Here is a 25,323-nt window from a genome sequence, read left to right as displayed (position 1 = left end):
GATGCCCCGCATGTCGACTCCCACCCCGCGCCACCCTGCATTGATGCTGCTGTTGCTGGCGTGCGCCCAACTGATCATTGCCCTGGACTACACCATTGTTTTCGTCGCCTTGCCGACCATTGGCGAGCACCTGGCCATCGGCCCGCGCCAGTTGCAATGGATCATCAGCGCCTTCGGCGTGGCCTTTGGCGGCTGCCTGCTGCTTGGCGGACGCGCCGCCGACCTGCTCGGCCGCAGGCGCCTGTATCGGCTTGGCCAGGGCTTGTTCGCCATCGCCTCGCTGGCCGGCGGTCTGACCCATCAGGCCGAGATCCTGGTGCTGGCGCGGGCGCTGCAGGGGTTGGCGGGTGCCTTGCTGTTCCCCGCGACCCTGGCGCTGATCAACAGCCAGTACGCCGAAGGTGCGCCGCGCACTCGCGCCCTGGCGATCTGGAGCGCCGCTTCGGCCGCGGGCCTGGCCCTCGGCGCCTTGCTCGGCGGCATCCTCACCCAGTGGTTGGGCTGGCAGGCGGTATTTCTGGTCAATGTGCCGCTGGCGGGGGCTTGCGCCTGGGCCGCCGGCTACTGGATTCCGATCGACCCGCCACGGGCCCAGGGGCGCTCGTTTGATCTGGCCGGTGCCCTGACCATCACCCTCGGCGGCAGCCTGCTGGTGCTGGCGCTGATCGAAGGGCCGAGCTGGGGCTGGCAACGGCCGCTGTTCTGGACCGTGCTGGCGGCCGCACTCATCTGCCTGGCGGTGTTTGTGGTGATCGAAACCCGCAGCCGCGACCCGTTGATGCCGCTGCGCCTGCTGCGCACCCCGGGCCTTCGCGCGGCCATGGGCCTGACCGCAGTGTTCATGGCCAGCTTCAGCGTGCAGTACTACTTCCTGGCCTTGTACTTCCAGCAGGTCTACGGCTACAGCGTGCTTGCCAGCGGCCTGGCGTTTTTGCCGGCGACCCTGGTGTGCACCCTGGGCATCGGCATTGCCGAACGGGCGCTGGCCCGCCTGGGTTTGCGCAGCACCTTGATTATCGGCTTGCTGGCCGGCGGCCTGGGTATCCTCTGGCTCGGCTGGATGTTGCCCGGGGATGGCGCTTTTGCCCGCCTGCTGGCGCCGATTGCCTTGCTCAGCATCGGCCAGGGCATGACCTGGACGGCCATGTGGGTGTGCGCCGGGCAGGGGGTTGCGGCGGCCGAGCAGGGCGTGGCGTCAGGGATGGCGTCTACCGTCCAGCAGATTGGCGGGGCGTTGGGCCTGGCGCTGCTGGTGGGGTTGGCCAACCAGGGGCTCGACGGCTTGAGCGGCGCAGCCTGGCAGCAAGGTTACGCGCTGGGCTTGCAGCGTGCAGTACTGGTCAGCGGCGGGATCGCGCTATTGGGTGTGCTGATCGCCCTGGCGTTGCCTGGCAAGGTTCGCAGCACTTCAACAGAGGCTCAAGGCTGTTAGCCGGCTTTGACACACGGCACACTGGCGTCCCGACCCTGACTCACGGAACGAGCCGATGCCCCTGCACATTCGCCCCGCCACGCCCGCCGACGCCAGCGCCATCAGCGCAGTGATCATCCAGTCCTTGCAGCAGACCAACGCCGCCGATTATTCGGCGGCGCTGATCGCCCAGGTCGAGCAGAGCTTTACTGCAGAGCGAATACTGGCCTTGCTTGAGCAGCGCCAGGTGCTGGTGGCGCTGCTCGACCAGCAGTTGGTTGCCACTGCCAGCTTGCAAGGCAATGTGCTGCGCAGCGTGTTTGTGGCGCCAGGGGGGCAGGGCACCGGCGTGGGTCGCGCGCTGATGCAGGCGCTTGAAAACCTGGCCCGGCAAGCGGGGCAGATGGTGCTGCGGGTGCCGTCATCAATCACTGCAGAGGGGTTTTATGCCCGGCTCGGCTACGCCAAGGTCCGCGAGGTGATGGAGGGGGAGGAGCGGATCATCGTCATGGAGCGCGCTGTGCCGCGTTGAGCACGGGGTTGTCGTCGAATATCATTTGACATATTTGATTTGTGATCACATATTCGTATCACAAGAACGACAACACAGGCTTTTTCCATGACCGACCGTCCCGTCCTGTTGCCGGCCCTGCGCCAGGTGTCCCGCGATACCCTGCAAGACCAGGTCTACCGGCAGATCCGCGAAGCGCTGATGAGCGGGCGTTTTCAGCCCGGGCAGAAGCTGACCATCCGTGGCCTGGCCGAAGCGCTGGGTTCCAGCCCCATGCCGGTGCGTGAAGCACTGCAGCGCCTGAGCGCCGAAAATGCCTTTGAAGTCACTGAAACCTCGCGCCTGCGGGTACGGGTGATGACCACTGAACGCCTGCGCGAAATCCGCGATGCGCGGGTGGCCCTCGAAGGCTTGCTGGCCGAGAAGGCCGTGGCCCATCTGGGCGATGCCGACCTGGCTGAAATCACCGAGCTCTGCGTGCAGATGCAGGCCGCCGCCGACAAGGTCGACGTGCCGGCTTACCTGTGGGGCAACTTTGCCTTTCACCGGCGCATTTATGCCGTGGCCCAGGCTGAACTGACCGTCGCTGCGGTGGAGAACTTCTGGCTGCACATGGGCCCGTGCTTTGCCCTGGTCGCCCCGGACAAAGCCCACCTGCAGCGCTCGATGCAAGCCCACGACCGCATCGTCGCCGCCCTGGCCGACCGCGATGCGGCGGCGGCGCGGGCGGCGGTGACCGACGACATCATGCAGGCCGCCGACTCCCTGGCGCGCCTGCTGGTCAACAACGACCGCGCGCGGTCTGTTTCTGGAGTGAAAAAAGCATGAGCGTTCTCAAGCGTCTGACGCCGTATCCGGGCCTGCGGGTGTTGATTTCCGGCGGCGCCGCCGGTATCGGTGAAGTGCTGGCGGCGGCCTATATCGAAGCCGGGGCCCGGGTGCATGTCTGTGATGTCAGCGAGTCAGCCCTGGCGGCGTTTCGCGACCGCTACCCAGGCAGCGTCGCCACCCGCGCCGACGTCGGCGATGCGGCGCAGATAGAGGCGCTGTTCAAGGTTCAGCGCGAGCAGTTCGGCGGCCTCGATGTGCTGGTCAACAACGCCGGCATCGCCGGGCCTACCGCCGGTATCGACGCCATCAGCGACGACGACTGGCAGCGCACCATCGACATCAACCTGACCGCGCAATACCGCTTCGCCCACCACGCGGTGCCGCTGCTCAAGGACTCGCCCAACGCCCACCTGCTGCACATCGCCTCGGTGGCCGGGCGCCTCGGTTACGCCTGGCGCACGCCGTACGCGGCGACCAAATGGGCCATCGTCGGCCTGATGAAATCCCTGGCTTCGGAGCTTGGCGACAGCGATATCCGCGTCAATGCCTTGCTGCCCGGCATCGTCGAAGGGCCGCGCATGGACGGGGTGATTCGCGCCCGTGCCGCGCAAGTGGGGGTATCCGAGGCGCTGATGCGCGAGGAGTACCTGAAGAAGATTTCCCTCAAGCGCATGGTCACTGCCGAAGACGTCGCCGCCACCGCCTTGTTCCTCTGCTCACCAGCTGCCCGCAACATCACCGGGCAAGCCATCAGCGTCGATGGCAACGTCGAATACCTCTGAGCTGTACCTGCGCTTTTACCGCACTGCTTTCTCGCCAAGAATAAAAACGGAGAACACGCATGTCCAAGAAACGCCCGGTCATCATCACCTGCGCCGTCACCGGTGCCATCCATACGCCGTCGATGTCGCCGCACCTGCCGATCACCCCGCAACAAATCGCCGACGCCGCCATCGGTGCCGCCGAGGCGGGTGCTTCAATCGTTCACCTGCACGCCCGTGATCCGTTCGACGGCAAGCCCAGCCAGGACGTCGAGCTGTTTCGCCAGTTCCTGCCGCAGATCAAGGCGCAGAGCGATGTGGTGATCAACATCACCACCGGCGGCGCGCCGACCATGGGCGTTGAAGAGCGCCTGCAGCCGGTGGCCCAGCTCAAGCCGGAGCTGGCCTCGCTGAACATGGGCTCGATGAATTTCGGCCTGTACGAAATGCTCGAGCGCTTCACCGAGTTCAAGCACGATTGGGAGCGGCCGTACCTGGAAGAGAGCGACGACCGCATCTTTCGCAACACCTTCCGCGACATCACCTACATCCTCAGCGCTTGCGCCGAGAACCGCACGCGCTTCGAAATCGAGTGCTACGACATCGGTCACCTGTACACCGCCGCGCATTTCCTCCAGCGCGGGCTGCTCAAGGCGCCGTTGTTCATCCAGTCGGTGTTCGGCCTGCGCGGCGGCATCGGTGGCCACCCCGAAGACCTGGCGCACATGCGCCGCACCGCCGACCGCCTGTTTGGCGACAACTATGAGTGGTCGATCCTCGGCGCCGGGCGCAACCAGATCCCCCTGGGCACCATGGGCCTGGCCATGGGCAGCAACGTGCGCGTGGGCCTTGAGGACTCGCTGTGGGACGGCCCGGGCAAGCTGGCGGCGTCCAATGCCGAGCAGGTCAAGCGCATCCGCACGGTGATCGAAGCCCTCGGCGGGCGTGTCGCCAGCCCCGACGAGGCGCGGGAAATGCTCAGCCTCAAAGGCCGCTACGCAGTCGATTTCTAGCTTGCCTGCATGCCCCGGCCGAGCCTGGCCGGGGATGTTCCCATCGCTGTCGTCACACTAGAGATTCGTGCCATGACAATTACAAGATCGCCCGAAGAACTGACTGTGCCCCGTGATCCTGCAACCCTCAACCGGTTGCTGTTCGTCAAACTCATGCCGTTGCTGATCGCCGCCTATGTGCTGAGCTTTCTCGACCGCACCAACATCGCCCTGGCCAAGCATCAACTGGATGTTGACTTGGGCATTTCCGCGGCCGCCTACGGATTGGGCGCCGGGTTGTTTTTCCTTACCTATGCGCTGTCGGAAGTGCCCAGCAACCTGATCATGCACAGGGTCGGCGCACGCTTCTGGATTGCCCGGATCATGGTGACCTGGGGCCTGATTTCCGCCGCCATGGCCTTCGTCCAGGGCGAGACTTCGTTCTACGTGCTGCGCCTGTTGCTGGGCATCGCCGAGGCCGGCTTGTTCCCCGGGGTGATGCTCTACCTGACCTACTGGTTCGGCCGCGAACAGCGCGCCCGCGCTACCGGCTACTTCCTGCTCGGGGTGTGTTTTGCCAACATCATCGGTGGGCCGTTGGGCGCGGCGTTGATGCAGATGGACGGCCTGATGGGCTGGCATGGCTGGCAGTGGATGTTCATGCTCGAAGGCTTGCCGGCGGTGTTCTTCGCCTACGTGGTGTGGAAGAAGCTGCCCGACCGGCCGAGCAAGGCGCCGTGGCTGAGTAGCGCTGAAGCCGAGCAGATCGAACGCCAACTGGCCAGCGAGGCCGAGGAGGGCGCCGGCCACAGCGGGCACTCGCTCAAGCAGTGCCTGACGCCGCAGATCCTGTTGGCGATCTTTGTCTATTTCTGCCACCAGATCACCATCTACACGGTGATCTTTTTCCTGCCGGGGATTATCGGCAAGTACGGCGACCTGAGCGTGCTGCAGATCGGCTTTCTCACCTCGTTGCCGTGGCTGGCGGCAGCGGCCGGGGCGATCGTCCTGCCGCGGTTTGCCAGCACGGCGCAGCGGGCGCGACGGATCCTGGTCAGCGGTTTGCTGACCATGGCCCTGGGCCTGGCCATCGCCTCCCAGGCGGGGCCGGTACTCAGCCTCTTGGGCTTTTGCCTGTCGGCGCTGATGTTCTTTGTGGTCCAGTCGATCATCTTCCTGTATCCGGCCTCGCGCCTCAAAGGTGCGGCGCTGGCGGGCGGCCTGGGCTTCGTCAACTCCTGCGGCTTGCTTGGCGGCTTCTTCGGGCCGTCGCTGATGGGCATGATCGAGCAAAGCACCGGCAATGCCGTGAACGGTTTGAAGTTCATCGCTGTAGTGCTGGTGGTGGCGGCCTTGGCGGCGCTGCGCTTGCGCCAGGGGCATGAGCGTAACCGCGCGAAGGGGGGAGCGCTCAACGACGCGCAGCGCCAATCTGCCTGAGGTTTTCACCGATACATTTGTGGGCGCTGGCTTGCCAGCGATGAGGCCAATGCAGTCAGCACATGAAGTGTTGACTGGATTACGACCGCTGCGCGCTCGATCGCGGGCAAGACCCGCTCCCACAGGATGGGCGCAGTACCTGTAGGAGCGGCGGTGCGGCGACCCGACTTGACCCGCGATGAGGCCATCCCAGACAACACAGCGCTTGACAGCCCACCCCCATCTCGTTTCCAATCCGCCCCCTCAGATCCACCACCCCTCATTATTTAGGTGAAGCCAGTGCCCCACGCCAACCAACACGCCTGATGCCGACGACGGACGTTTAAGCCTGTTGGTGCCTGCCTGCGCACGCACTTTCACCTGCCCGCTGTCGTCGGTTTTCGCCCTTTTGGAGAAGACCCATGACACTCGATATCCGCGAGCTCGCGCAGCTCGACCTGTTCAAGTACCCGCGCACCCCACACCTGCAAAGTTCTCGCCTGCAATCGGGCGATAGCGACCATGACCAACTGCCTTACAGCGAACTGAAGGGCCAGTACCTGGTGGTCGAGGAAAAGCTCGACGGCGCCAATGCCGCGATCAGTTTTTCTGCCGCCGGCGAGCTGTTGCTGCAGTCCCGTGGCCATTACCTGGCCGGCGGTAGCCGCGAGCGCCAGTTCAACCAGTTCAAGCAATGGGCGGCCTGCCATGAACACTGGCTGCTCGAGCACCTGGAAGACCGCTACGTGCTGTTCGGCGAGGTGATGAGCAAGCGCCACAGCGTGTTCTACGACCAGCTCCCGCACCTGTTCTTCGAGTTCGATATCTGGGACCGCGAGACGCAGGTGTTCCTCTCCACCGCACGGCGCCAGCAGTTGCTTGCAGGCGGCCCGGTGTTGTCGGTACCGGTGCTGTTCGAAGGCATCGCGCCGCCTCGGCTGAAGGACCTGCTCGCCCTGGTCGGCCATTCCCAGGCCAAGTCGCAACGCTGGAAAGACGCGTTTGCCGAGGTCATCGCCCGTCAACAACTGGACTTTGCCAAGGCCTGGAACCAGGGCGACCGCTCTGACCTGATGGAGGGCCTGTACCTGAAAATCGAAACCGCCGAGCACACCACCGGGCGGATCAAATGGGTGCGCCACGACTTTGTCCAGGCCATCCTCGAAGCCGATGAGCACCACCTGCGCCAGCCCTACATCCCCAACCTGCTGGCCGCCGGTGTCGACCTGTATGCGCCCGAGCCCCAGGTCACCTGGGCCAGCCTGCAGGCCGCCGAACAAGGAGTTGAATGATATGGACATGAACACATTGCGAGCGCTGATGCCCGGCCCCGGCCGCGCGGTCGACTACCCGGCACTGCTCGAGGCGATCCCGTCTCTGCGCGCCTTGGCGGCAACCCCGCAAGACCCGGTCTACCACCAGGAAGGTGACGTCTGGACCCACACCATGATGGTGGTCGATGCCTTGCTCGCCGACCCTGCCTACCAACGCGCCACGCCAGAGCAGCAGTTCGTGCTGTTTTACGCTGCAGTGCTGCACGACATCGCCAAGCCGTCGTGCACGGTGATCGATGAAGTCACCGGCAAGATCGGCCAGCCCGGGCATTCGCGCCGCGGCGCGGTAGATGCGCGCATCCTGTTGTGGCAGGCCGGGGCGCCGTTTGAGCTGCGCGAAAGCATCTGCCGGATCATCAGCGTGCACCAGTTGCCGTTCTTTGCCCTGGCCGGGGACAAGAGCGGGCGTTCGGCCGAGCAGATCCTTCATCGCCTGTCGTGGGAGTTGCCGGTGTGGATGCTCTGCGCCGTGGCCAGCGCCGATATGCAGGGCCGCGGCTTTGCCGGCAAGCAGGGGCTGCTCGATGACATCGAAGTATTTCGCCTGCTGGCCGAAGACGAAGGCTGCCTGGATCGACCCAAGGCCTTTGCCGACGATTACACCCGGCGCTGCTACTTTCGCGGTGCCTCGGTGCTGCCGCAGTACAGCCTGTACCGCGAGGTGCAGGGCTCGCAGGTGATCATGCTGGCGGGGCTGCCGGCCAGCGGCAAGGACACCTGGGTCAACCAGCACGCAGCGGATCTGGCCGTGGTGTCGTTCGACGATGCCCGCCAGGAGCTGGGCCTGAGCCATGGTGACAAAGGCCCGGTGGCGCAGTACGCGATCGACAAGGCCAAGACCTTGCTACGGCGCCGTGAGCCCTTCGTGTGGAACAGCACGCACTTGTCGCAACAGATGCGCAAGAAGACCCTCGACCTGCTCTACAGCTATGACGCCGACGTGCGCCTGGTGTACCTGGAGCAGAGCGAGCGCGAGCTGATGCGCCGCAACGCCCGTCGCGACACCACGCTGCGCAACAAGGACATCGAGCGCATGTACTTTCGCTGGGAAGTGCCGACGCCGGTGGAAGCGGATCGGCTTGAGTATCAGGTGTGAATCAGCGGGCATTAATGCCACTGTTGACGGGCTTTGTGCGCTTGACCAACGGCGCTAAGATCGATGTCGATGTAAGGCCATGCAGGGAACAGCACGATCATGATGAACCTGATGCACTGGAAGCTGCTGGTCGCCGTGGCCGATGCCGGCAATGTCTCGCGCGCTGCCGAGGCCTTCGGCATCACCCAGTCTGGCGCCAGCCAGGCGATCAGCCAGATGGAGGCGGCGCTGGGGGTAAAGGTGTTCGTGCGCGAGCGCACGCACACTTGCGTGACGGCGCTGGGCGAGCAGGTGCTGGTGCGTGCCCGGCGCATGGTCGCCGAGCTGGAGTCGATCCAGCACCTGGTCGACGCCAGCCGCGGTTGCCACCTTGGGCGTGTGCGCCTGGCGACCTTCCCGTCGTTGTTCGCCTCGCTGTTGCCACCGCTGTTGCAGGCTTTCAAGCGCATGCACCCGGGTATCGAGGTGATCTGCCTGGAGGGCACCGACGAGGAGGTCGAAAGCTGGCTGGCTTCGGGGGCTACCGACCTGGGCGTGGTGATGAACCCGCTGCCGAGCCGAGATCCGGTGATGCTTGGGCGTGACCGCTGGGTGGCGGCAATACCGCTCGATCACCCCTTGGCCAGGCGCGGTAGCCTGAGCCCGGTGGAGTTGGCAGAGCTGGTCGATGAGCCGTTCATTGTCGCCACTGGTGGCTGTCATGTGCATGGCCAGAGCCTGGTGCAACAGGCAGGGCTGCACCTGAGCAACGTGCGCCTGACGGTGCGCGACTGGCGCACCGCGTTTGCCTTGGTAGGCGAGGGCATGGGCGTGTCGATCGTGCCGGCCTCAACGTTGCCAAAGGACCCGCGTGCGATGCGCGTGTATGACCTGCATCCGCCGATCTACCGGCGTTTCGGCTTGGTCAGTGCGTCGGCAAACCCGCCGTCGCCTGCGGCCCAGGCGCTGCTCAAGCATGGGCACAAGGCTATGGGCGAAGTTGGGCTTGATGTAGCGGACCACACCGCCTGACATAAGCGCAGCTAATGATCAGGTGGTGAAATTCTAAGTTTACCTGGCGCTGGCGTTTGTTGATCCTGCGCCTCTTGATCCTGTCAGGAGACGCCCGATGAAACTCTATTTCGCCCCCAATGCCTGCTCGCTGGCGCCGCATATCATCCTGCGCGAACTGGGCCTGCCATTCGAGCTGGTACGGGTCAATAACCAGAGCAAACGCTGCGCCGATGGCCGTGATTTTCGCAGCATCAACCCCAAGGGTTACGTGGCCGCGCTGCTGCTTGACAATGGTGAGGTACTGACCGAAGGGCCGGCCATTCTCCAGTACCTGGCCGACCTCAGGCCCGAGGCCGGATTGGCGCCGGCCAACGGCAGCTGGGAGCGCTCGCGGCTGCAGGAGCTGCTCAATTTCATCAGCGCCGAAATCCATGCCGGCAGCGCACCGCTGTTCAATGCCGAGCTGCCGGAGGCGGCCAGGGTGATCTTTGGCGACAAGCTGTTCAAGCGCCTGGGTTATTTGAACGAACTGCTCGGTAGCAATGACTACCTGCAGGGAGCTTTCAGCATCGCCGATGCCTACCTGTTCACTGTGCTGGGCTGGTTGCTGGTGTTTGCCATCGATATAGCGCAATGGCCAGCGCTGGCGGGTTATGTCGAGCGTGTAGCGGCCAGGCCGGCGGTGCAGGCCGCCGTCCACGCAGAGCACGCCAGCGCACCGGTCTGACCCTTCAAGGCATGCCGCTAATCCGCTTCAGGTACTGGACTCTGGCTTGCGTCTGCTTCAACAGGCAATGGGTATGGATGGTGGCGTAGCCGCTGCCGCCAACCGACTCATACGTCTCCAGTTCACAGCTGGCATCACGAAAGGCATTCCAGGTGCGCTGGGCTTTTTTCAGCGCCACGTCCTGGGTCGGGCGCCCGGGTGACGCGCCCTCGTCCTTGAAGCGTGTAACCAGCTCCTGGTAGAGCTGATTCAATTGCCGATCGGATTTTTTCAGCGAGCGCTGCATGCATTCAAGCATCTGCACTTCGGTGTTGGCGCCGGGGCACAGGCTGCTTGCCTGGGCCGGGGTAGCCAACACCATCAGCACGCTGAAACCGGCATAAATCAAGCGATACATGGGGGCGTCCTTGCGTTGAAGTTATTTCAGTCTATTGGTGTTGCGGCCAGGTATCGCCAATCACCAGCCAGCAGGCCTTGGACTGTACATGCACATGTTTTTGCCGGGCAGGCTCGAACGGCGTATCCAGGGTGCCCAGCGCAACGCTGACCCAGTCCGGATACTCGCCACTGGCATTGGCCCAGAACAGGCTCGCGCCGCAGCCTGAACAAAAGCTGCGGCTGACCGTGGGTGATGACTTGAACACCTGCAACATGCCCTGCGGATCGCTGCAGCTCAGGGCCGCAGCCGGCACGCTGGCGTACGTGGCGAAGGCTGCGCCATGGGCTTTGCGGCACTGGCTGCAGTGGCAGTGGCTGACGGCTTTTAGCGGGGTGTTGATGCGGTAGCTGACGGCGCCGCACAGGCAGCTGCCGTGAAAATCGCTGGTTGTCGGCGCAGATTTGTCGTTGTTCATCCCTGGAGCCCGGTAGAATTTCGCCCGCGATCATAAACCAAGGACAGGAACACCACGATGCGTGAACGTAAATCAGCCCGGCTGTTAGTCATCAGCCCCTCCCGCAGCGTGTTGCTGTTTCGCTTCGTCCATCGCAACGGCGCGCTGGCCGGTGACGATTACTGGGCAACGCCCGGAGGCGGTGTGGAGGAGGGCGAAAACTTCGAACAGGCCGCTATTCGCGAGCTGCGCGAAGAAACCGGCATCGAGGTCGACGCGGTGGGCGCGCACTTGAGCGAGCGGCGCTTTACCATGCAGCTACCCAGCGGCGAGTGGGTCACGTCGGTCGAGCAGTACTACCTGATCCAGGCGCAAAACCAGCAGCTGTGCCGCCAGGGCTGGACGGCTTCGGAGGTCGAGGTAATGGCCGATCATCGCTGGTGGTCGGCCGAGGAACTGCGGCAAACCACCGACATAGTGTGGCCCGAGCGGCTGATTGAAACCCTTGAGTCGGCCGGGGTGTTCAGCGCCGCGCCAGCGCATGGCTGACGCATTGCTCGTAGTAGGTCTGCTTGATGGCTGCGGGCTTGAGACGTGACTGGCTGTTGTAGGTCTGTTCGGTGATGCCCATGGCGGTCATGCGCATCCACGGCTTGTTGAACTTACGCACCTGCAGGCGCTTGCGCGCGGCGTACAGGGTCACCCCGGACAGCTTCGACTGCTGCGCGCCGGCGGCAATCTGCGAACCCCAACTGCACATGTAGCGGTCATTGTTGCCCAGGGCCTTGGCTTGGGCACCGAGCGGGAGGGCGAGCAGAAAAAACGCTGCCAGGGTTAATCCATAAGCCCGCATAGCACCTACCTAACTTGCTGAAAAGAAAGCGAGTTTGCCAACGAAGCGGCTAGCAGGGGGCCAGCAATTTGCCTTATTTGCGCCTGAATTTCACAGCAGTTGCGCTTGTGGCTGACGGCCCAGCAGCAGGCTTTCTGCAGCAACGACGAAGGTGCTGCCCAGCAGCCAGAAGGCATCGTGAACCTGGCTCATGAGGTAGCAGGCGCCCTGGCTGTCGACAAACAGCGCGCCATGGCCGTGGTGGACATCGCCGATGCACACCAGGGTGGTGTTGAGCTTGTGTTGCATCCTAACGATGACTTTGTCGTCGTGCAGGGCGGGCTTGGCCCTGAACTCGATGTCGCCGGCAGCGCATTCTTCACCGGCGCCGCAGTGGCCGACGCAAAGGCCGTTGAGGCTCAGCAGCAGCGTGGCCGCCGGATGGTTCGCCGGCACACTGGCCGGTAGCGGGTTGTTGGCCGGCCATCCGGCGGCAATGAACAGTGGGCGTAGGGTGTCAGGTAGGTCGATTGGCATGTCTGCTCTCTGGTCGAATCCGTGCGAGGGGCCAGATTAACACGCCAGTCATCATTGCCCCCTGCGCAGCGCTGGCAACATCAGGCTTGACCTCTACTTAAGTCGAGGTTTGATACTCGCCGCTCCCATCATTCGGAGCAGCACCATGACCGCAGCTTTCCACCTGTCCAACCCCGAAGGCCTCTATGATCCCAGCGCCAATGCCTACTCCCATGTGGCTGAAGTCGCCGCCAATGCCCGGCTGCTGTACATCGCCGGGCAGGGTGGTGAAGACCTTGAAGGCCGCTTGTCGAGTGACTTTGCCGAGCAGGCACGCCAGGCCCTGGGCAATCTGCAGATCGCCTTGGCATCCAGAGGCGCAAGCCTGGCCGATGTGTTCAAGCTGACCCTGCTGATCGTCGACCACGACGAGGCCAGGCTGCGTATCTGGGGTAGCGAGGCCAAGCGGGCCTGGGGCAGCAACATGACCCCGACCTGCACGCTGACCCCGGTGCCGCGCCTGGCGCTCGACGGCATGTTGATCGAAATCGACGCGGTCGCCGCGCTAGCTGCCGGGTGACATGTTTTAGCGATGGCATTGGCCCCGGCTTTTGTAAACAATAGCGCCCGCAAAACGCGCTGTTCGTTCACTTATCGAGATACCAATGCCGTCGATTCTTCCGCTGTATGAGGTCCAGCCATGAGCGACCTCACTGTCGAGCTCCTGCAAACCGGCCCCGAGCAGATCGAGCTGATCCGCAACCTCTACCAGTTTTACGCCTACGAGTCGTCGGACTGGGAACAGGAAGACGTCGAGGTCGATGGCCGCTTCTATGTGCATGACGAGCACCTGCAACGCTACTGGCAAGAGCCGCAGTGGAGCGCCAACCTGATCCTGGTCGACGGCTACATCGCCGGCTTCCTGCTGATCGAACGCAGCGAGCTGCCGGACCTCGACGCCCTGGAGCTGGCCGACCTGTTCATCCTCAAGCGCTACCGGCGCAAGGGCATCGCCAGCGCCCTGGCCAGCCAGGTGCTGGCGAGCGGGCAGAACCAGTGGCTGGTGCGTTACTACGACCAGGACGAAACCGCCCATGCCTTCTGGCGCGCGGTGCTCGACAAGTTGCCGCGGCCGGTACGCTCGATCGAACTGGACGACGAGCCGGAGCTGGTGAACTTCCTCGTGACCCGGGCCTTGCACTGACAGCCAGGTCGCAAGGTGCCAACCCTCAGCACTCAGGGTCGGTCAGCGACAGCCAGTCAGGCCGTCTTCCAGCCTTGACCTGTGAAGCAATCGAAGCGGTGAAACTGTCCTCGTTCTTGTACTTCTGCTGCAGACAGCGCAACGCCCGGTACGCCGCGCTGTGTGAGTCAAAGCGGGTCCAGCCGCTGTCGTGGTAAATCCATACCGGTTTGGCGGCATTGTGCAGTCGATGGCCATTGCCGTCGGCTGCAGCAATGGGCGTGGATATCTTCAGGCTCAGGTCGACGGGGTACAAGGGGGTGCCGTCCAGTCCGAGGACATTGAGCGTGCTATCCAGGGGTGCCTGGGTTTCGAAATAGGCTTTGCGTCTTTTTTGGCACAACGTTGAGGTGACGCCGCGCGCTCGTTTTCTATAGGTGTCGATCTGAGCCAGGGTAGCGAATTTTTTACCCAGGTAGAGGTAGCCGGATGCCGGTACACGACAATCGACAATCTCCATTTCCGGGTAAAGGGACTGTTGCGTCTTTGAGTCGTAGATGTTGAAACCCGTGGGAAATGCCAAAGGGTTGGCCGCCGATTCGGCTTCTTTTTTCCAGGTTGTGAAGTAGCGGTGGATGACCGAGTGGCTCAGACCATAAAACAACGAGGCTGACTGCATGCTGGGGAACAGCCGGTTGCACACTTTGTAGTAATGCTGCAGGGTGCGGCCCCTGAGCAGGAAGGGATCGATTTCCGGGTAAGTGGGCGCACCGCTGGCATCGGGCACGTTCAGCCCATGAGGGAAAACCCCGGCCTTGATGTAACGATTGATCTGGCTGGTGAACGCAAAGTAAGTGATGTTCTCACTGTGGCTGGATTGTCCGAAAGCGCTCATGCGGTTTTCGTAAAGAATGCCGTTCAGCAGAACAGGCTTGGACACCAGGTCGATCAGAAACTCGGCGTTTTTGAGGCGAGCAACGTCCAGCAGTCCCTGTTGGCTTTCCTGGAATAGTTTGTTCCCGGAGGCGTCCAGCAGGTTGTAGCCTTGATAAAAAAGGTTGCTTGATACCATTCTTCGAAACAGGGCGGCCAGGTTGGATTCGGTACCGACGCTTTCCTTTGCGGCAGCCTCGCTGATGGTGTGATAAGCATTGCCTCTCACCCAATAGCGGGGGTAGGCGTAACGGGTGTTCCAGGCTTTCTTGTAGCCCTCCATGCGGTTGGCCTGAGTCTGCTCCTGGATAAGCGCCCGGCTGTTTTCCATATACACCGGCCGGTCTTCGTCCAGATAGTTGAAACCTTCCGGAAAAAAGCCTTGCTTGGCCCAGTTGTGATACCAGGCTTTGAATGTGTTGTAGTCCGTGCAATACCCGGATTCGATATCGACTTCCAGGGCGTTGGCGATTTCCAGTGGGCTATGGGCCTGGAAGGCCACTTTGATCCCCGCGTACTTTTTGCCGTTGAACAGCACCGGTTGCCTGGCCTTTTCCCGCAGAAGCTCCAGTACATGCTCGGGCATCTGCAGGCCACTGACCCCTTCGCCTCCGTCGGTCAAGTTGGTCAGGCAACCGCTATTGTTCGAACTGCGCCCCCAATGTGCGATCAGCTTGATTTCAAGGTCATTGGCGTACTCGCTTGAGTGACAGGGAATGATCTGGATGAGTACCTTATCCCTGCCGACCTTGTTGATGGTGTGGATCTTGCGCATGTTTTTGGACGGTGCGTATTTGGCCGTCGTCGCCGCTTCATAGTAGTGAAAGGCGTAGCGTCGCTTGATGCCTTTACCCACATAAAACGGTTGCGGGGCATTGTGCTCGGTATCGAGCTTGTCCGTGCGCCTGAGGATGTAGACATAGGCGCTGTTTGCATCATCCAGCAGTAATGATGGGAACTTGACTGCGTCCTGGTAGGTGAAGGCCGCAAGCTCACCGATAAGCGGGATGTTGAAGGTTCCTTGTGTCGCTTGAGCCAGGCTTTTGCTGGTGACTGCCGAGCGTTGCGGCAAATTTGCCTGGGTGGCATTACTCATGGGGTTCAAGGTCCTTGCTTGCGGGGTGTACGGCGGATGCAGTGCGCGCTGAGCGGCAAGCTTGCCGGGTTGTCCGGGTAACAGCAAGTTGCCCACCAGGGCTGAAGCTCACACCGACCGTTGTTGCCAGCGCCTGTCCAGGCTTGCCAGCGGATTGCCGAGCCGTTGCGGGGTCTCGCCGGTCAACTGGCACAGCAGCTCGATCAGTGTTTCACCGTCGAGTACGCCTTGCTCGCGCAGCCGTTCGGCGAGCACCCGCAGCACCGGCCAGTAAGCGCGTAGCAGGCTGTGACAGCGACCCAGGGCCATGGGCCCGGCCTGCGCAACCTGGCGCGCCGGCAGCAGGGCGATCAGTTCATGGGCCCGGCGCAGGTCGCCGGCGCCACTGCTGGTGAGAAAGCGATCATCGGCGCTGTGACGGTAGATTGCCTCGGCCACGGGGCCGGCGAAGCAGTTGAGCAGGTCGCGTTCGATCAGCTCGATCATCGATGGCAGGTGTTCGGCGATGCCTGGCGGCTCGAAGGCGGGCAGGGGCACCAGGTAGTCCGCCTCGACCAGGCCCTTGACCGCCTGCAGGTTGCCGCGCAAATCCACCATCGGCCCGATCAGCGCTTCTGCCCGGGTGCGCACGGTTACCCGCCTGATCGCCAGGCCGTTCCACCAGAAGGCCAGGGCATGGCCGGCTTCGTGGTAGGCGGTGCGACGCGGACGGCTGTTCATGGTCATGACCTCAGGTGAGGCGGCTATCGCTACGATCTGCTCCTTCCCTGGGGTTGGTATAAGAGATTATGGCTATCGGCGGGCAATACTGCGTCTATTTGCTGACTGCCGGGGCCGGGACTAGCCTTGATGATGCGCTGGCGGGTGCCGGCCGGACCTGATGTGGAGATAACTAAAACGCTGGATACAAAGGTAGCTCACCCATGTCTACTGAATCGAAATGCCCGTTCAGTCATGCCGCTGGCGGTGGTACGACGAACCGCGACTGGTGGCCGAACCAACTGAACCTGAAGATCCTCCACCAGCACTCGCCGCAGTCCGATCCCCAAGGCGATGGCTTCAACTATGCCGAGGCCTTCAAGAGCCTGGACTTTCAAGCCCTGAAACAAGACCTGCATGCTTTGATGACCGATTCCCAGGACTGGTGGCCAGCGGATTTCGGTCATTACGGGCCGCTGTTCATCCGCATGGCCTGGCACAGCGCCGGCACCTACCGCACTGGTGATGGCCGTGGCGGCGCAGGCTCCGGACAACAACGCTTCGCGCCGCTCAACAGCTGGCCTGACAACGTCAGCCTGGACAAGGCCCGGCGCCTGCTGTGGCCGATCAAGCAGAAGTATGGCCGGAGCATCTCCTGGGCCGACCTGATCGTGCTCACCGGCAACGTTGCCCTGGAATCCATGGGCTTCAAGACTTTTGGTTTTTCTGGCGGCCGCGCGGATGTCTGGGAGCCGGATGAAGACGTCTACTGGGGCTCGGAAAACAAGTGGCTGGGTGGCGATACCCGCTACGGCAAGGGCCCGCAGCCGATGCAGGAGCCTGGTGAGGGCACCCTGGTGGCCGAGCCCGAGCAGCACGGCAACGAAGAAAGCCGCACCGACCAGGGCCGCAACCTGGAACCCCCCCTGGCCGCGGTGCAAATGGGCCTGATCTACGTCAACCCGGAAGGCCCGGAAGGCAACCCCGACCCGGTCGCCGCCGCCAAGGACATCCGCGAAACCTTCGCACGCATGGCCATGAACGATGAAGAAACCGTGGCCCTGATCGCCGGCGGCCATGCCTTCGGTAAAACCCACGGCGCCGGCCCTGCCGATAACGTCGGCCCGGAACCGGAAGCCGCCGGTCTTGAAGAACAGGGCCTGGGCTGGCGCAACAGCTTTGGCACGGGCAAAGGCGCCGACACCATCACCAGCGGCCTGGAAGTGACCTGGACCACCACGCCAACGCGCTGGAGCAACAACTACCTGGAAAACCTCTTCGGCTTCGACTGGGAACTGACCAAGAGCCCGGCCGGGGCCAACCAGTGGACGCCAAAAAACGGCGCTGGTGCGGGGATCATCCCCGATGCCCACGACCCGAACAAACGGCGCAACCCGACCATGCTCACCACCGACCTGTCGCTGCGCTTCGACCCGATCTACGAGCCGATCTCGCGGCGCTTTCTGGCCAATCCCGAGCAATTGAGCGATGCCTTTGCCCGTGCCTGGTACAAGCTGATCCACCGCGACATGGGCCCGCTGTCGCGTTACCTGGGCCCGGAACTGCCCAGCGAAGAGCTGCTCTGGCAAGACCCGATCCCGGCGCTCGACCATGCCCTGGTCGATGACAGCGACGTGACCGCACTGAAGGCCAGGCTGTTGGCTTCGGGGCTGTCGGTGGCCGAACGGGTGTCCACGGCCTGGGCGGCGGCCTCGACCTTCCGCGGCTCCGACAAGCGCGGCGGGGCCAATGGCGGGCGCCTGCGCCTGGCGCCGCAGAAGTTCTGGCAGGCCAACCAGCCTGAGCAGCTGGCCAAGGTGCTGAGCGTGCTGGAAGGCATCCAGAACGACTTCAACAGTGCCCAGGCCGGTGGCAAGAAAATCTCCCTGGCCGACCTGATCGTGCTGGCGGGCAGCGCCGCGGTCGAGCAGGCGGCCAAGAACGCCGGGGTCGATATCCGCGTGGCGTTTGCCCCGGGGCGCATGGATGCCTCGCAGGAGCAGACCGACGTCGAGTCGTTCGGTTTTCTTGAGCCCAATGCCGATGGTTTTCGCAACTACCTGAAGAACAGCTACCGGGTGCCGGCCGAGGCCCTGCTGATCGACAAAGCGCAACTGCTGACCTTGAGCGCGCCGGAAATGACCGTGCTGGTGGGCGGCCTGCGGGTGCTGGGGGCCAATGCCGGGCAAAGCAAGCACGGCGTCTTCACTCAGCAGCCGGGTACACTGAGCAACGACTTTTTCGTCAACCTGCTGGACATGGGCGTGGAGTGGAAGCCGGTGTCGGCGGCCAACGAAACGTTCGAAGGGCGTGACCGCAAGACCGGCGCGGTGAAATGGACCGGCACCCGGGTCGACCTGGTGTTTGGTTCCAACTCGCAACTGCGGGCGCTGGCGGAGTTCTATGCCAGTCGCGACGCCAAGGAGCAATTCATCAAGGACTTCGTCGCGGCCTGGACGAAAGTGATGAACCTGGACCGGTTCGATCTCAAGTAAGCCTCATCGCGGGTCAGTTCCGCTTCCCTGTGGGAGCGGAACTGACCCGCGATCGAGCGCGCAGCGGTGGTAATGCAGGCACCAAAGAGCCAATCAGCGCTGCGCCAGCCAGTAGTCATGCAGCGCCCGCGCCGCCGGGGCAATCGCCACCACCCGCTGACGATGCAAGGCAACGTCCAGGTTCGCCGGCAGCTCGAATTCATCCTGCTCGGCCCAGCCGGTAATCACCTGCAAGGCCTGCATTTGCGCTTCAGGCAGCACCGGCCAGTTGGCAATGGCGATACCGCGCAAATAACCAAAGCACCATTCTTCCGCCAATGGCAACGGCTGGCCCTGGTGTTCGGTCTGCTCAAGGCGCGGGGCAAATGCCTGCGGCGCTTCAACCAGTTGGGTGGCCAGGCTGTTCAGGTGACGGGCACACAGCTCGACGAAGCGCTGGCAGTCAGCAGCGTTTTGCCATTCCGGCATCTGCCCGCCCCAGATCGCCGGGAACCACTCGCTGATGTCCACCTGCACCGGGCTCGACACCAGCGCAGTGAAGTAGCCGTCGAGCTCCGAGGCGTTGAGCACCGAGTGGTCATCGCCGTACTGCTGTAAAGTGGCGTCGAGGAACGCGAAGTCGGCGGCAGCCAGTGGCAGGTCGTGCATGGGTATCTCCTTGGCCGCTCAGGCGCGGGCAAAAGGCGGGGAGGATGAGGCTTTGTGCAGTGTAAATCCAGCCCCGTTGCTTCAAGTTGGGCCTCACCCCATGGGCGTCAGCTGCTGCAACTGCTCGGCGCTGGGAAAACCGAGGGTGCGAAAGCGTGGCGGGTAGAGCTCGCCGTCTTTGCTCAGCAGCCCGCCCAGCAGTGTTTCAACCTCGTGCCAGGCCACCACCTGGGTCTGGGCCGAGCCGTCTGCCTGGGGCTGGACCAGGATCACCCGGTCGGTTTGCGGCAACGAGGTGAATACGCCCTCGGTCCAGGCCGCGATCGAAAAGCTGCTATTGCCGTTTTCGGCGTCGCTGTAAAGCCTGTGGGTGGCGACGAAGATGTCCTCGGGATGGGCTTCGTGGATCTTGTCGAGAAACTCTTTTTGCGTGCTATAGATGCCGTGGCGCAGCAGCCGCTGCAGGTCGCCCAGGCGCGCTTGCAGGTGCGCGTCCTGCACCTGGAAGGGCACGATGCGGCGGTCGTGATAGGTATAGATCTGGCTCGACTGCGCGCGCCCGTGCTCCAGCGCGTGGAAGCTCAGCTCGACCATCTGCCGCAGATTGTCGGCGTCCTTGTCGCCGGTGACCATCAGCACATCGCGGCTGGGCATCATGAACACCGGCTGGCCCTTGAGCGCCAAGCGCTGCAGCACGTCGGGCAGCAGCACGCGGCTGGTGTCATAGCCGTCCTTCCAGGCGCCCTGGTACAAACCGGGGAGGATCGCCTCGAAGGCATCGGGGCTGGCGTCGCGCAGGTTGTCCAGGGCAATCGCCAGCGCCTGCTCCAGGCTGATGCCCCAGTCCTGTGGCGGGCCGGCGGTCTGGGTCGAGGTGGTGTCGGGGTAGTCGATGGCCAGCAAGGTCACGCAGTCTTCGCAGAACGGCTGCCAGGCCATGGGGCAGGGCGAGTCCCAGCCTTGATGACGGACCTGATGCAGGCGGATCTCTTCGAGCATGGCCAGGTTGCGGATCACCGGCCGCAACAGCGGCCTAACCTGCTCCAGGGGCTGCACTGCGCTGCTGTTGCGGCTGTCGATCAGGCCGCGCAGGTAGCTGTTGAGTACCTCGGTTTTGCGGCCCTTGTCGGCGTTCAGGTAGTCACGGTAGGCGTTGTGCAGGTTGAAGTAACTGCCGGCGCCGTAGCGCAGGCGAAAGTCGTCGGCCTGATAGTCCAGTGGCTCGGCATAACCGCCGGCGCGCGCGGCCTTGATGAAGGTACGGGCAAAGCCTTCCTCGGTAGGTGTGCGCTTGAACAGCGTGTCGAAAAGTGCCCTGAACATGTGCGAAATCCTCCGTGAACGCGAAGTGCGCATGATGCTCGTGGTGGTGGGAGGGGTAAAGCTGAATATCTGCGCCTCGCCCAGGCCTGGCGGCCGATTTTGCACCTTCGCACGCGGCTGAATGCACCGCTGCCCGCTGGCTCCCCGTTCCGCTGTGGGCAATTTTGGTGCTAAATAGGCCGCTCAGGTAATTCGTCCAGACCCTGCAGCGTCATGCCGTGCAATGAGAACAACTATGCGAACCCATCTTCAAAGCCGTGAAATCCCCGTGCTCCAGACCCCGTGTGGTGCAAGCCTTAACCCAGTCAGCCATCAACCCTCGGCGGTAGCAGCATGATCGAAGTCACAGAGGTTTCCATTGCCCAGCTGCGCGCTGCGCTCGAGTCCGGCCAGACCACCGCGGTGGAGCTGGTCAAGGCCTACCTGGCGCGCATCGACGCCTACGATGGCGCGGACACTGCCACCAAGCTCAATGCTGTAGTGGTGCGCAACCCCGAAGCGCTGAACGAAGCGCAGGCTTCTGACGAACGCCGCGCCCAGGGCCAGACCCTCGGCCCGCTCGACGGCATCCCGTATACCGCCAAGGACAGCTACCTGGTCAAGGGCCTGACCGCCGCCTCCGGCAGCCCGGCCTTCGCTGACCTTGTGGCCTATCGCGACGCCTTCACCATCGAGCGCCTGCGCGCTGCCGGCGCCATCTGCCTGGGCAAGACCAACATGCCGCCGATGGCCAACGGCGGCATGCAGCGCGGCGTTTATGGCCGCGCCGAAAGCCCGTACAACGCCGACTACCTGACCGCACCGTTTGCCTCCGGCTCGTCCAACGGCGCCGGTACTGCCACGGCGGCCAGCTTCGCCGCCTTCGGCCTGGCCGAAGAAACCTGGTCCAGTGGTCGCGGCCCGGCCTCGAACAACGGCCTGTGCGCCTACACGCCCTCGCGTGGGGTGATCTCGGTGCGTGGCAACTGGCCGCTGACGCCGACCATGGACGTGGTGGTGCCCTTTGCCCGGACCATGGCCGACCTGCTCGAAGTGCTCGACATCGTCGTCGCCCAAGACCCGGACAAACGCGGCGATCTGTGGCGCCTGCAGCCCTGGGTGCCAATCCCCAGCGTCGATTCGGTGCGCCCGGCCTCCTACCACGAGCTTGCAGCCGATGCCGCAGCGCTCAAGGGCAAGCGTTTCGGCGTGCCGCGCATGTACATCAATGCCGACCCTGAAGCCGGCACCAGCGAAGCCCCGGGCATCGGTGGCCCGACCGGCCAGCGGATCAACACCCGGCCATCGGTGATCGCCCTCTGGGAGCAGGCGCGCAAGGCCCTGGAAGCGGCCGGTGGCGAAGTCATCGAAGTCGATTTCCCCCTGGTATCCAACTGCGAAGGCGATCGCCCGGGTGCGCCGACCGTGTTCAATCGCGGCCTGGTGTCCAAGGAGTTCCTTCACCACGAACTGTGGGACCTGACCGCCTGGGCCTTCGATGATTTCCTCCAGGCCAACGGCGACCCCAAGCTCAACCGCCTGGTCGATGTCGACGGGCCGAAGATTTTCCCGCATGATCCGGGTACGCTGCCCAACCGCGAAGGCGACCTGGCCGCGGGCATGGACGAATACGTGCGCATGGCCGAGCGCGGCATCACCCCGTGGGACCAGATCAGCACTGTGCCGGACGGCCTGCGCGGCCTGGAACAGACCCGGCGCATCGACCTCGAAGACTGGATGGATGCGCTCAAACTCGACGTGGTGATCTTTCCGACCGTCGCTGACGTCGGCCCGGCCAATGCCGATGTCGACCCGGCGTCGGCCGACATTGCCTGGAGCAACGGCGTGTGGGTGGCCAACGGCAACCTGGCGATCCGTCACCTGGGCGTGCCGACGGTGACCGTGCCGATGGGCGTGATGGCCGATATCGGCATGCCGGTGGGCTTGACCTTTGCCGGTCGCGCCTACGACGATTCGTCATTGCTGCGCCTGGCGGCTGCCTTCGAGTCGACCGGCTCCCGGCGCCTGGTGCCGCCGCGCACGCCGGCGCTGGCCGGCGGCAAGTAAGCAGAAGGGGCGGGTAACCGCCCTTTTTTATTCCCCAGACACGAGATACCCATGGCTAACCAAGACATCACTTTCATCCCCGACCCGGACGCCGAGTCGATCTCTTCCGACGTCGCCGGTTTCGGCGGCATCCTGGTTTCGACCCAGATCCCCACGCGTGCCGACGGCAGCCTGGAACTGGGCGATATCACCGCCCAGAGCGAATGTACCCTGCAAGCGCTGAAAGTCGCTCTGGAGCGTGCTGGCAGCTCCATGGACCGGGTGTTGCACCTGACCATCTACCTCACCGACATGGCCGAGCGGGCGGCGTTCAACGAGGTCTACCAGCGCTTCTTCGCCAAGCCCTGGCCGGTGCGCGCTGCAGTGGGCGTGGCGTCGCTGGCGGTGGAAGGCATGCGTGTGGAAGTGACTGCGATGGCGGCCAAGGCCTGAGTTGTTGCGGTGGCTGGGCTGGCCTCATCGCAACGCCGAACCTGTGGGAGCGGCGGTGCGACGCCTCGACTTGACCCGCGCTCGGGCGCACCACCGGGCAGGCTACGGGTGCCGTTCAGGCGTTTCGCCGCTACAATGCGCGCCTCGACCGTGACAGCCTGACTAAAAAAACATGTCCCTGCCCAAGCATCACCTGGAATTGCTCAGCCCCGCCCGCGATGTCGCCATCGCCCGCGAGGCCATTCTGCATGGCGCCGACGCTGTGTACCTCGGCGGCCCGAGCTTCGGTGCGCGCCACAATGCCTGCAACGAAGTCAGCGATATCGCCCAGTTGGTGGAGTTCGCCCATCGCTACCACGCGCGGGTGTTCACCACCATCAACACCATCCTCCACGACAACGAACTGGAGCCGGCGCGCAAGCTGATCCACGAACTGTACGATGCCGGCGTCGACGCGCTGATCGTCCAGGACCTGGGGGTGATGGAGCTGGACATCCCGCCGATCGAGCTGCACGCCAGTACCCAGACCGACATCCGCACCCTGGCCCGGGCCAAGTTCCTCGACCAGGCCGGTTTCTCCCAGTTGGTGCTGGCCCGCGAGCTGAACCTGCAGGAAATCCGCGCCATCGCCGACGAGACCGACGCGGCGATCGAGTTCTTCATCCACGGTGCGCTGTGCGTGGCCTTCTCCGGCCAGTGCAACATCTCCCACGCCCAGACCGGGCGCAGCGCCAACCGTGGCGACTGCTCCCAGGCCTGCCGCCTGCCGTACACCCTCAAGGACGAAAAGGGCGGGGTGATCGCCTACGAGAAGCACCTGCTGTCGATGAAGGACAACAACCAGAGCGCCAACATCCGCGCCCTGGTCGAGGCCGGCGTGCGCTCGTTCAAGATCGAAGGGCGCTACAAGGACATGGGCTATGTGAAGAACATCACCGCCTACTACCGCCAGCGCCTGGACGCCGTGCTCGAAGACCGCCCGGACCTGGCCCGCGCCTCCAGCGGCCGTACCGCGCACTTCTTCCTGCCCGACCCGGACAAAACCTTCCACCGCGGCAGCACCGACTACTTCGTCAGCGAGCGCAAGATCGACATCGGCGCCTTCGACTCGCCGACCTTCACCGGCCTGCCGGTGGGTGTGGTCGAGAAAGTCGGCAAGCGCGACCTGCAGGTGGTCACCCACGAGCCGCTGTCCAACGGCGACGGCCTCAACGTGCTGGTCAAGCGCGAAGTGGTGGGCTTTCGCGCCAACATCGCCGAGCCGAAAGGCGAGTTCGATGAAGACGGCGAAAAACGCTACCGCTACCGCGTCGAGCCCAACGAGATGCCCAAGGGCATGCACCAGCTGCGGCCCAACCACCCGCTGAGCCGCAACCTCGACCACAACTGGCAGCAGGCATTGCAAAAGACCTCGGCCGAGCGCCGTATCGGCCTGGCCTGGGTGGCCAAGCTTGACGAACAGCGCCTGGCCCTGACCGCCGCCAGCGAGGAGGGCATCAGTGCCAGCGTCAGCCTGGACGGTCCGTTCGGCCTGGCCAACAAGCCGGAGCAGGCGCTGGAGCAACTGCGCGACCTGCTCGGCCAGCTGGGCACCACCGAGTACCACGCCACCGACGTTCAGCTCGATGCGCCGCAGGCGTACTTTATCCCCAACTCGCAGCTCAAGGCCCTGCGCCGCGAGGTCATCGAAGCGCTGACCGCCGCGCGCATCCAGGCCCACCCGCGCGGTGGCCGCAAGGCCGAGACCAACCCGCCGCCGGTGTACCCGGAGTCGCACCTGTCGTTTTTGGCCAACGTCTACAACCAGAAGGCCCGCGACTTCTATCACCGTCACGGGGTCAAGCTGATCGACGCCGCCTACGAGGCCCACGAAGAGGCGGGCGAAGTGCCGGTGATGATCACCAAGCACTGCCTGCGTTTCTCCTTCAACCTGTGCCCCAAGCAGGCCAAGGGCGTGACCGGCGTGCGCACCAAGGTGGCGCCGATGCAGCTGATTCACGGCGATGAAGTACTGACCCTGAAGTTCGACTGCAAGCCGTGCGAGATGCACGTCATCGGCAAGATGAAAGGCCACATCCTTGGCCTGCCGCAACCGGGCAGCGTGCAGCAGGTGGTCGGGCATATCAGCCCTGAAGACCTGCTCAAGACCATCCCGCGCGCGCCGCATTGAGTGAAACACCGCGGCCAGCACCTTCAGGGTGCTGGCCGCAAT

The 25,323-nt window shown here is 63.8% G+C and carries 25 protein-coding genes; 17 read left to right on the top strand and 8 right to left on the bottom strand.

The genetic code is table 11. The features are described 5' to 3' along the window. Positions 1-43 precede the first annotated feature (43 nt). From BLR26_RS19360 to gstA, 10 genes are all read left to right on the top strand, one after another. Positions 44-1,432 carry an MFS transporter gene (locus BLR26_RS19360; RefSeq protein ID WP_093387591.1) on the top strand — a complete coding sequence of 463 codons (1,389 nt, stop codon included), beginning with the start codon at positions 44-46 and terminating at the stop codon, positions 1,430-1,432. Between the two features lie 55 nt (positions 1,433-1,487). Then, a complete protein-coding gene (locus BLR26_RS19355; protein ID WP_093384321.1) occupies positions 1,488-1,943 on the top strand; it encodes a GNAT family N-acetyltransferase in 456 nt (151 codons plus the stop codon). Between the two features lie 87 nt (positions 1,944-2,030). Continuing rightward, positions 2,031-2,750 carry a GntR family transcriptional regulator gene (locus BLR26_RS19350; RefSeq protein WP_045201285.1) on the top strand — a complete coding sequence of 240 codons (720 nt, stop codon included), beginning with the start codon at positions 2,031-2,033 and terminating at the stop codon, positions 2,748-2,750. Then, positions 2,747-3,535, top strand: a complete 789-nt coding sequence (locus tag BLR26_RS19345; RefSeq protein WP_093384317.1) for an SDR family oxidoreductase — start codon at positions 2,747-2,749, stop codon at positions 3,533-3,535. Before BLR26_RS19350 ends, BLR26_RS19345 begins: the two co-directional genes overlap by 4 nt. A 59-nt stretch (positions 3,536-3,594) precedes the next feature. Next, on the top strand, positions 3,595-4,527 hold the full coding sequence (locus BLR26_RS19340; RefSeq protein WP_093384313.1) for a 3,5-dioxohexanoate:acetyl-CoA acetone transferase: 933 nt from the start codon (positions 3,595-3,597) through the stop codon (positions 4,525-4,527). A gap of 72 nt (positions 4,528-4,599) precedes the next feature. Then, complete coding sequence (locus tag BLR26_RS19335) at positions 4,600-5,946, top strand: MFS transporter (RefSeq protein WP_093384303.1); 1,347 nt, start codon at positions 4,600-4,602, stop codon at positions 5,944-5,946. A gap of 401 nt (positions 5,947-6,347) precedes the next feature. Beyond that, positions 6,348-7,217, top strand: a complete 870-nt coding sequence (locus tag BLR26_RS19330) for an RNA ligase family protein (RefSeq protein WP_093384299.1) — start codon at positions 6,348-6,350, stop codon at positions 7,215-7,217. 1 nt (position 7,218) lies between these two features. After that, the gene (locus BLR26_RS19325; protein ID WP_093384295.1) at positions 7,219-8,355 is read left to right on the top strand and encodes an AAA family ATPase; all 1,137 of its coding nucleotides are present in this window, start codon (positions 7,219-7,221) and stop codon (positions 8,353-8,355) included. Between the two features lie 99 nt (positions 8,356-8,454). Then, the gene (locus BLR26_RS19320) at positions 8,455-9,366 is read left to right on the top strand and encodes a LysR family transcriptional regulator (protein WP_093384292.1); all 912 of its coding nucleotides are present in this window, start codon (positions 8,455-8,457) and stop codon (positions 9,364-9,366) included. A gap of 97 nt (positions 9,367-9,463) precedes the next feature. Beyond that, positions 9,464-10,075 carry a glutathione transferase GstA gene (gene gstA, locus BLR26_RS19315; protein WP_093384287.1) on the top strand — a complete coding sequence of 204 codons (612 nt, stop codon included), beginning with the start codon at positions 9,464-9,466 and terminating at the stop codon, positions 10,073-10,075. Between the two features lie 4 nt (positions 10,076-10,079). Here the strand turns inward: gstA and BLR26_RS19310 are convergent, their stop codons facing one another. Beyond that, a complete protein-coding gene (locus tag BLR26_RS19310; protein WP_093384283.1) occupies positions 10,080-10,472 on the bottom strand; it encodes a lysozyme inhibitor LprI family protein in 393 nt (130 codons plus the stop codon). 31 nt (positions 10,473-10,503) lie between these two features. Beyond that, positions 10,504-10,929, bottom strand: coding sequence for a GFA family protein (locus BLR26_RS19305; RefSeq protein WP_093384280.1), 426 nt, complete (start codon positions 10,927-10,929; stop codon positions 10,504-10,506). A 57-nt stretch (positions 10,930-10,986) separates the two neighbouring features. Here BLR26_RS19305 and BLR26_RS19300 point away from each other — a divergent pair, with 57 nt between their 5' ends. Continuing rightward, positions 10,987-11,457 (top strand): NUDIX hydrolase, encoded by a 471-nt coding sequence (locus BLR26_RS19300; protein WP_093384276.1) that lies wholly within the window; start codon positions 10,987-10,989, stop codon positions 11,455-11,457. Here the strand turns inward: BLR26_RS19300 and BLR26_RS19295 are convergent. Next, positions 11,432-11,761, bottom strand: a complete 330-nt coding sequence (locus tag BLR26_RS19295) for a hypothetical protein (RefSeq protein ID WP_093384271.1) — start codon at positions 11,759-11,761, stop codon at positions 11,432-11,434. The two genes, BLR26_RS19300 and BLR26_RS19295, sit on opposite strands and share 26 nt — an antisense overlap. A 90-nt stretch (positions 11,762-11,851) precedes the next feature. After that, a complete protein-coding gene (locus BLR26_RS19290; RefSeq protein WP_045201295.1) occupies positions 11,852-12,277 on the bottom strand; it encodes an SUKH-3 domain-containing protein in 426 nt (141 codons plus the stop codon). Between the two features lie 145 nt (positions 12,278-12,422). On the opposite strand from BLR26_RS19290, the gene BLR26_RS19285 reads away from it, so the two are divergent. Then, complete coding sequence (locus tag BLR26_RS19285; protein ID WP_093384267.1) at positions 12,423-12,836, top strand: RidA family protein; 414 nt, start codon at positions 12,423-12,425, stop codon at positions 12,834-12,836. Positions 12,837-12,956: 120 nt separating this feature from the next. Continuing rightward, positions 12,957-13,460 carry a GNAT family N-acetyltransferase gene (locus BLR26_RS19280; RefSeq protein ID WP_093384263.1) on the top strand — a complete coding sequence of 168 codons (504 nt, stop codon included), beginning with the start codon at positions 12,957-12,959 and terminating at the stop codon, positions 13,458-13,460. 25 nt (positions 13,461-13,485) lie between these two features. Here the strand turns inward: BLR26_RS19280 and BLR26_RS19275 are convergent, their stop codons facing one another. Together BLR26_RS19275 and BLR26_RS19270 are read right to left on the bottom strand one after the other, a co-directional pair. After that, positions 13,486-15,468, bottom strand: coding sequence for a GIY-YIG nuclease family protein (locus BLR26_RS19275; RefSeq protein ID WP_093384259.1), 1,983 nt, complete (start codon positions 15,466-15,468; stop codon positions 13,486-13,488). Between the two features lie 108 nt (positions 15,469-15,576). Then, positions 15,577-16,188, bottom strand: coding sequence for a M41 family metallopeptidase (locus tag BLR26_RS19270; protein WP_093387588.1), 612 nt, complete (start codon positions 16,186-16,188; stop codon positions 15,577-15,579). Positions 16,189-16,391: 203 nt separating this feature from the next. Between BLR26_RS19270 and katG the strand changes: the two genes are divergently transcribed. Continuing rightward, entirely contained in the window at positions 16,392-18,662 is a 2,271-nt protein-coding gene (katG, locus tag BLR26_RS19265) for a catalase/peroxidase HPI (RefSeq protein WP_093384254.1), read from the top strand. 93 nt (positions 18,663-18,755) lie between these two features. On the opposite strand, the gene BLR26_RS19260 is transcribed toward katG, so the two are convergent. Continuing rightward, positions 18,756-19,310: a UPF0149 family protein gene (locus tag BLR26_RS19260; protein ID WP_093384250.1), complete on the bottom strand. Its 555-nt coding sequence runs from the start codon at positions 19,308-19,310 to the stop codon at positions 18,756-18,758. 93 nt (positions 19,311-19,403) lie between these two features. Then, entirely contained in the window at positions 19,404-20,633 is a 1,230-nt protein-coding gene (locus BLR26_RS19255) for a DUF1444 domain-containing protein (RefSeq protein WP_093384245.1), read from the bottom strand. A 333-nt stretch (positions 20,634-20,966) separates the two neighbouring features. Between BLR26_RS19255 and BLR26_RS19250 the strand changes: the two genes are divergently transcribed. From BLR26_RS19250 to BLR26_RS19240, 3 genes are all read left to right on the top strand, one after another. Then, complete coding sequence (locus BLR26_RS19250; RefSeq protein WP_093384240.1) at positions 20,967-22,679, top strand: amidase; 1,713 nt, start codon at positions 20,967-20,969, stop codon at positions 22,677-22,679. Positions 22,680-22,730: 51 nt separating this feature from the next. After that, a complete protein-coding gene (locus BLR26_RS19245; RefSeq protein WP_045201304.1) occupies positions 22,731-23,111 on the top strand; it encodes a RidA family protein in 381 nt (126 codons plus the stop codon). Between the two features lie 172 nt (positions 23,112-23,283). Continuing rightward, positions 23,284-25,281 carry a peptidase U32 family protein gene (locus BLR26_RS19240; RefSeq protein ID WP_093384235.1) on the top strand — a complete coding sequence of 666 codons (1,998 nt, stop codon included), beginning with the start codon at positions 23,284-23,286 and terminating at the stop codon, positions 25,279-25,281. Positions 25,282-25,323: the final 42 nt, after the last annotated feature.

Origin of the sequence: Pseudomonas sp. UC 17F4 (genome assembly GCF_900101695.1) — a bacterium.
Taxonomy (GTDB): Bacteria; Pseudomonadota; Gammaproteobacteria; order Pseudomonadales; family Pseudomonadaceae; genus Aquipseudomonas.
This window is presented reverse-complemented; position numbering and strand designations above follow the sequence as displayed.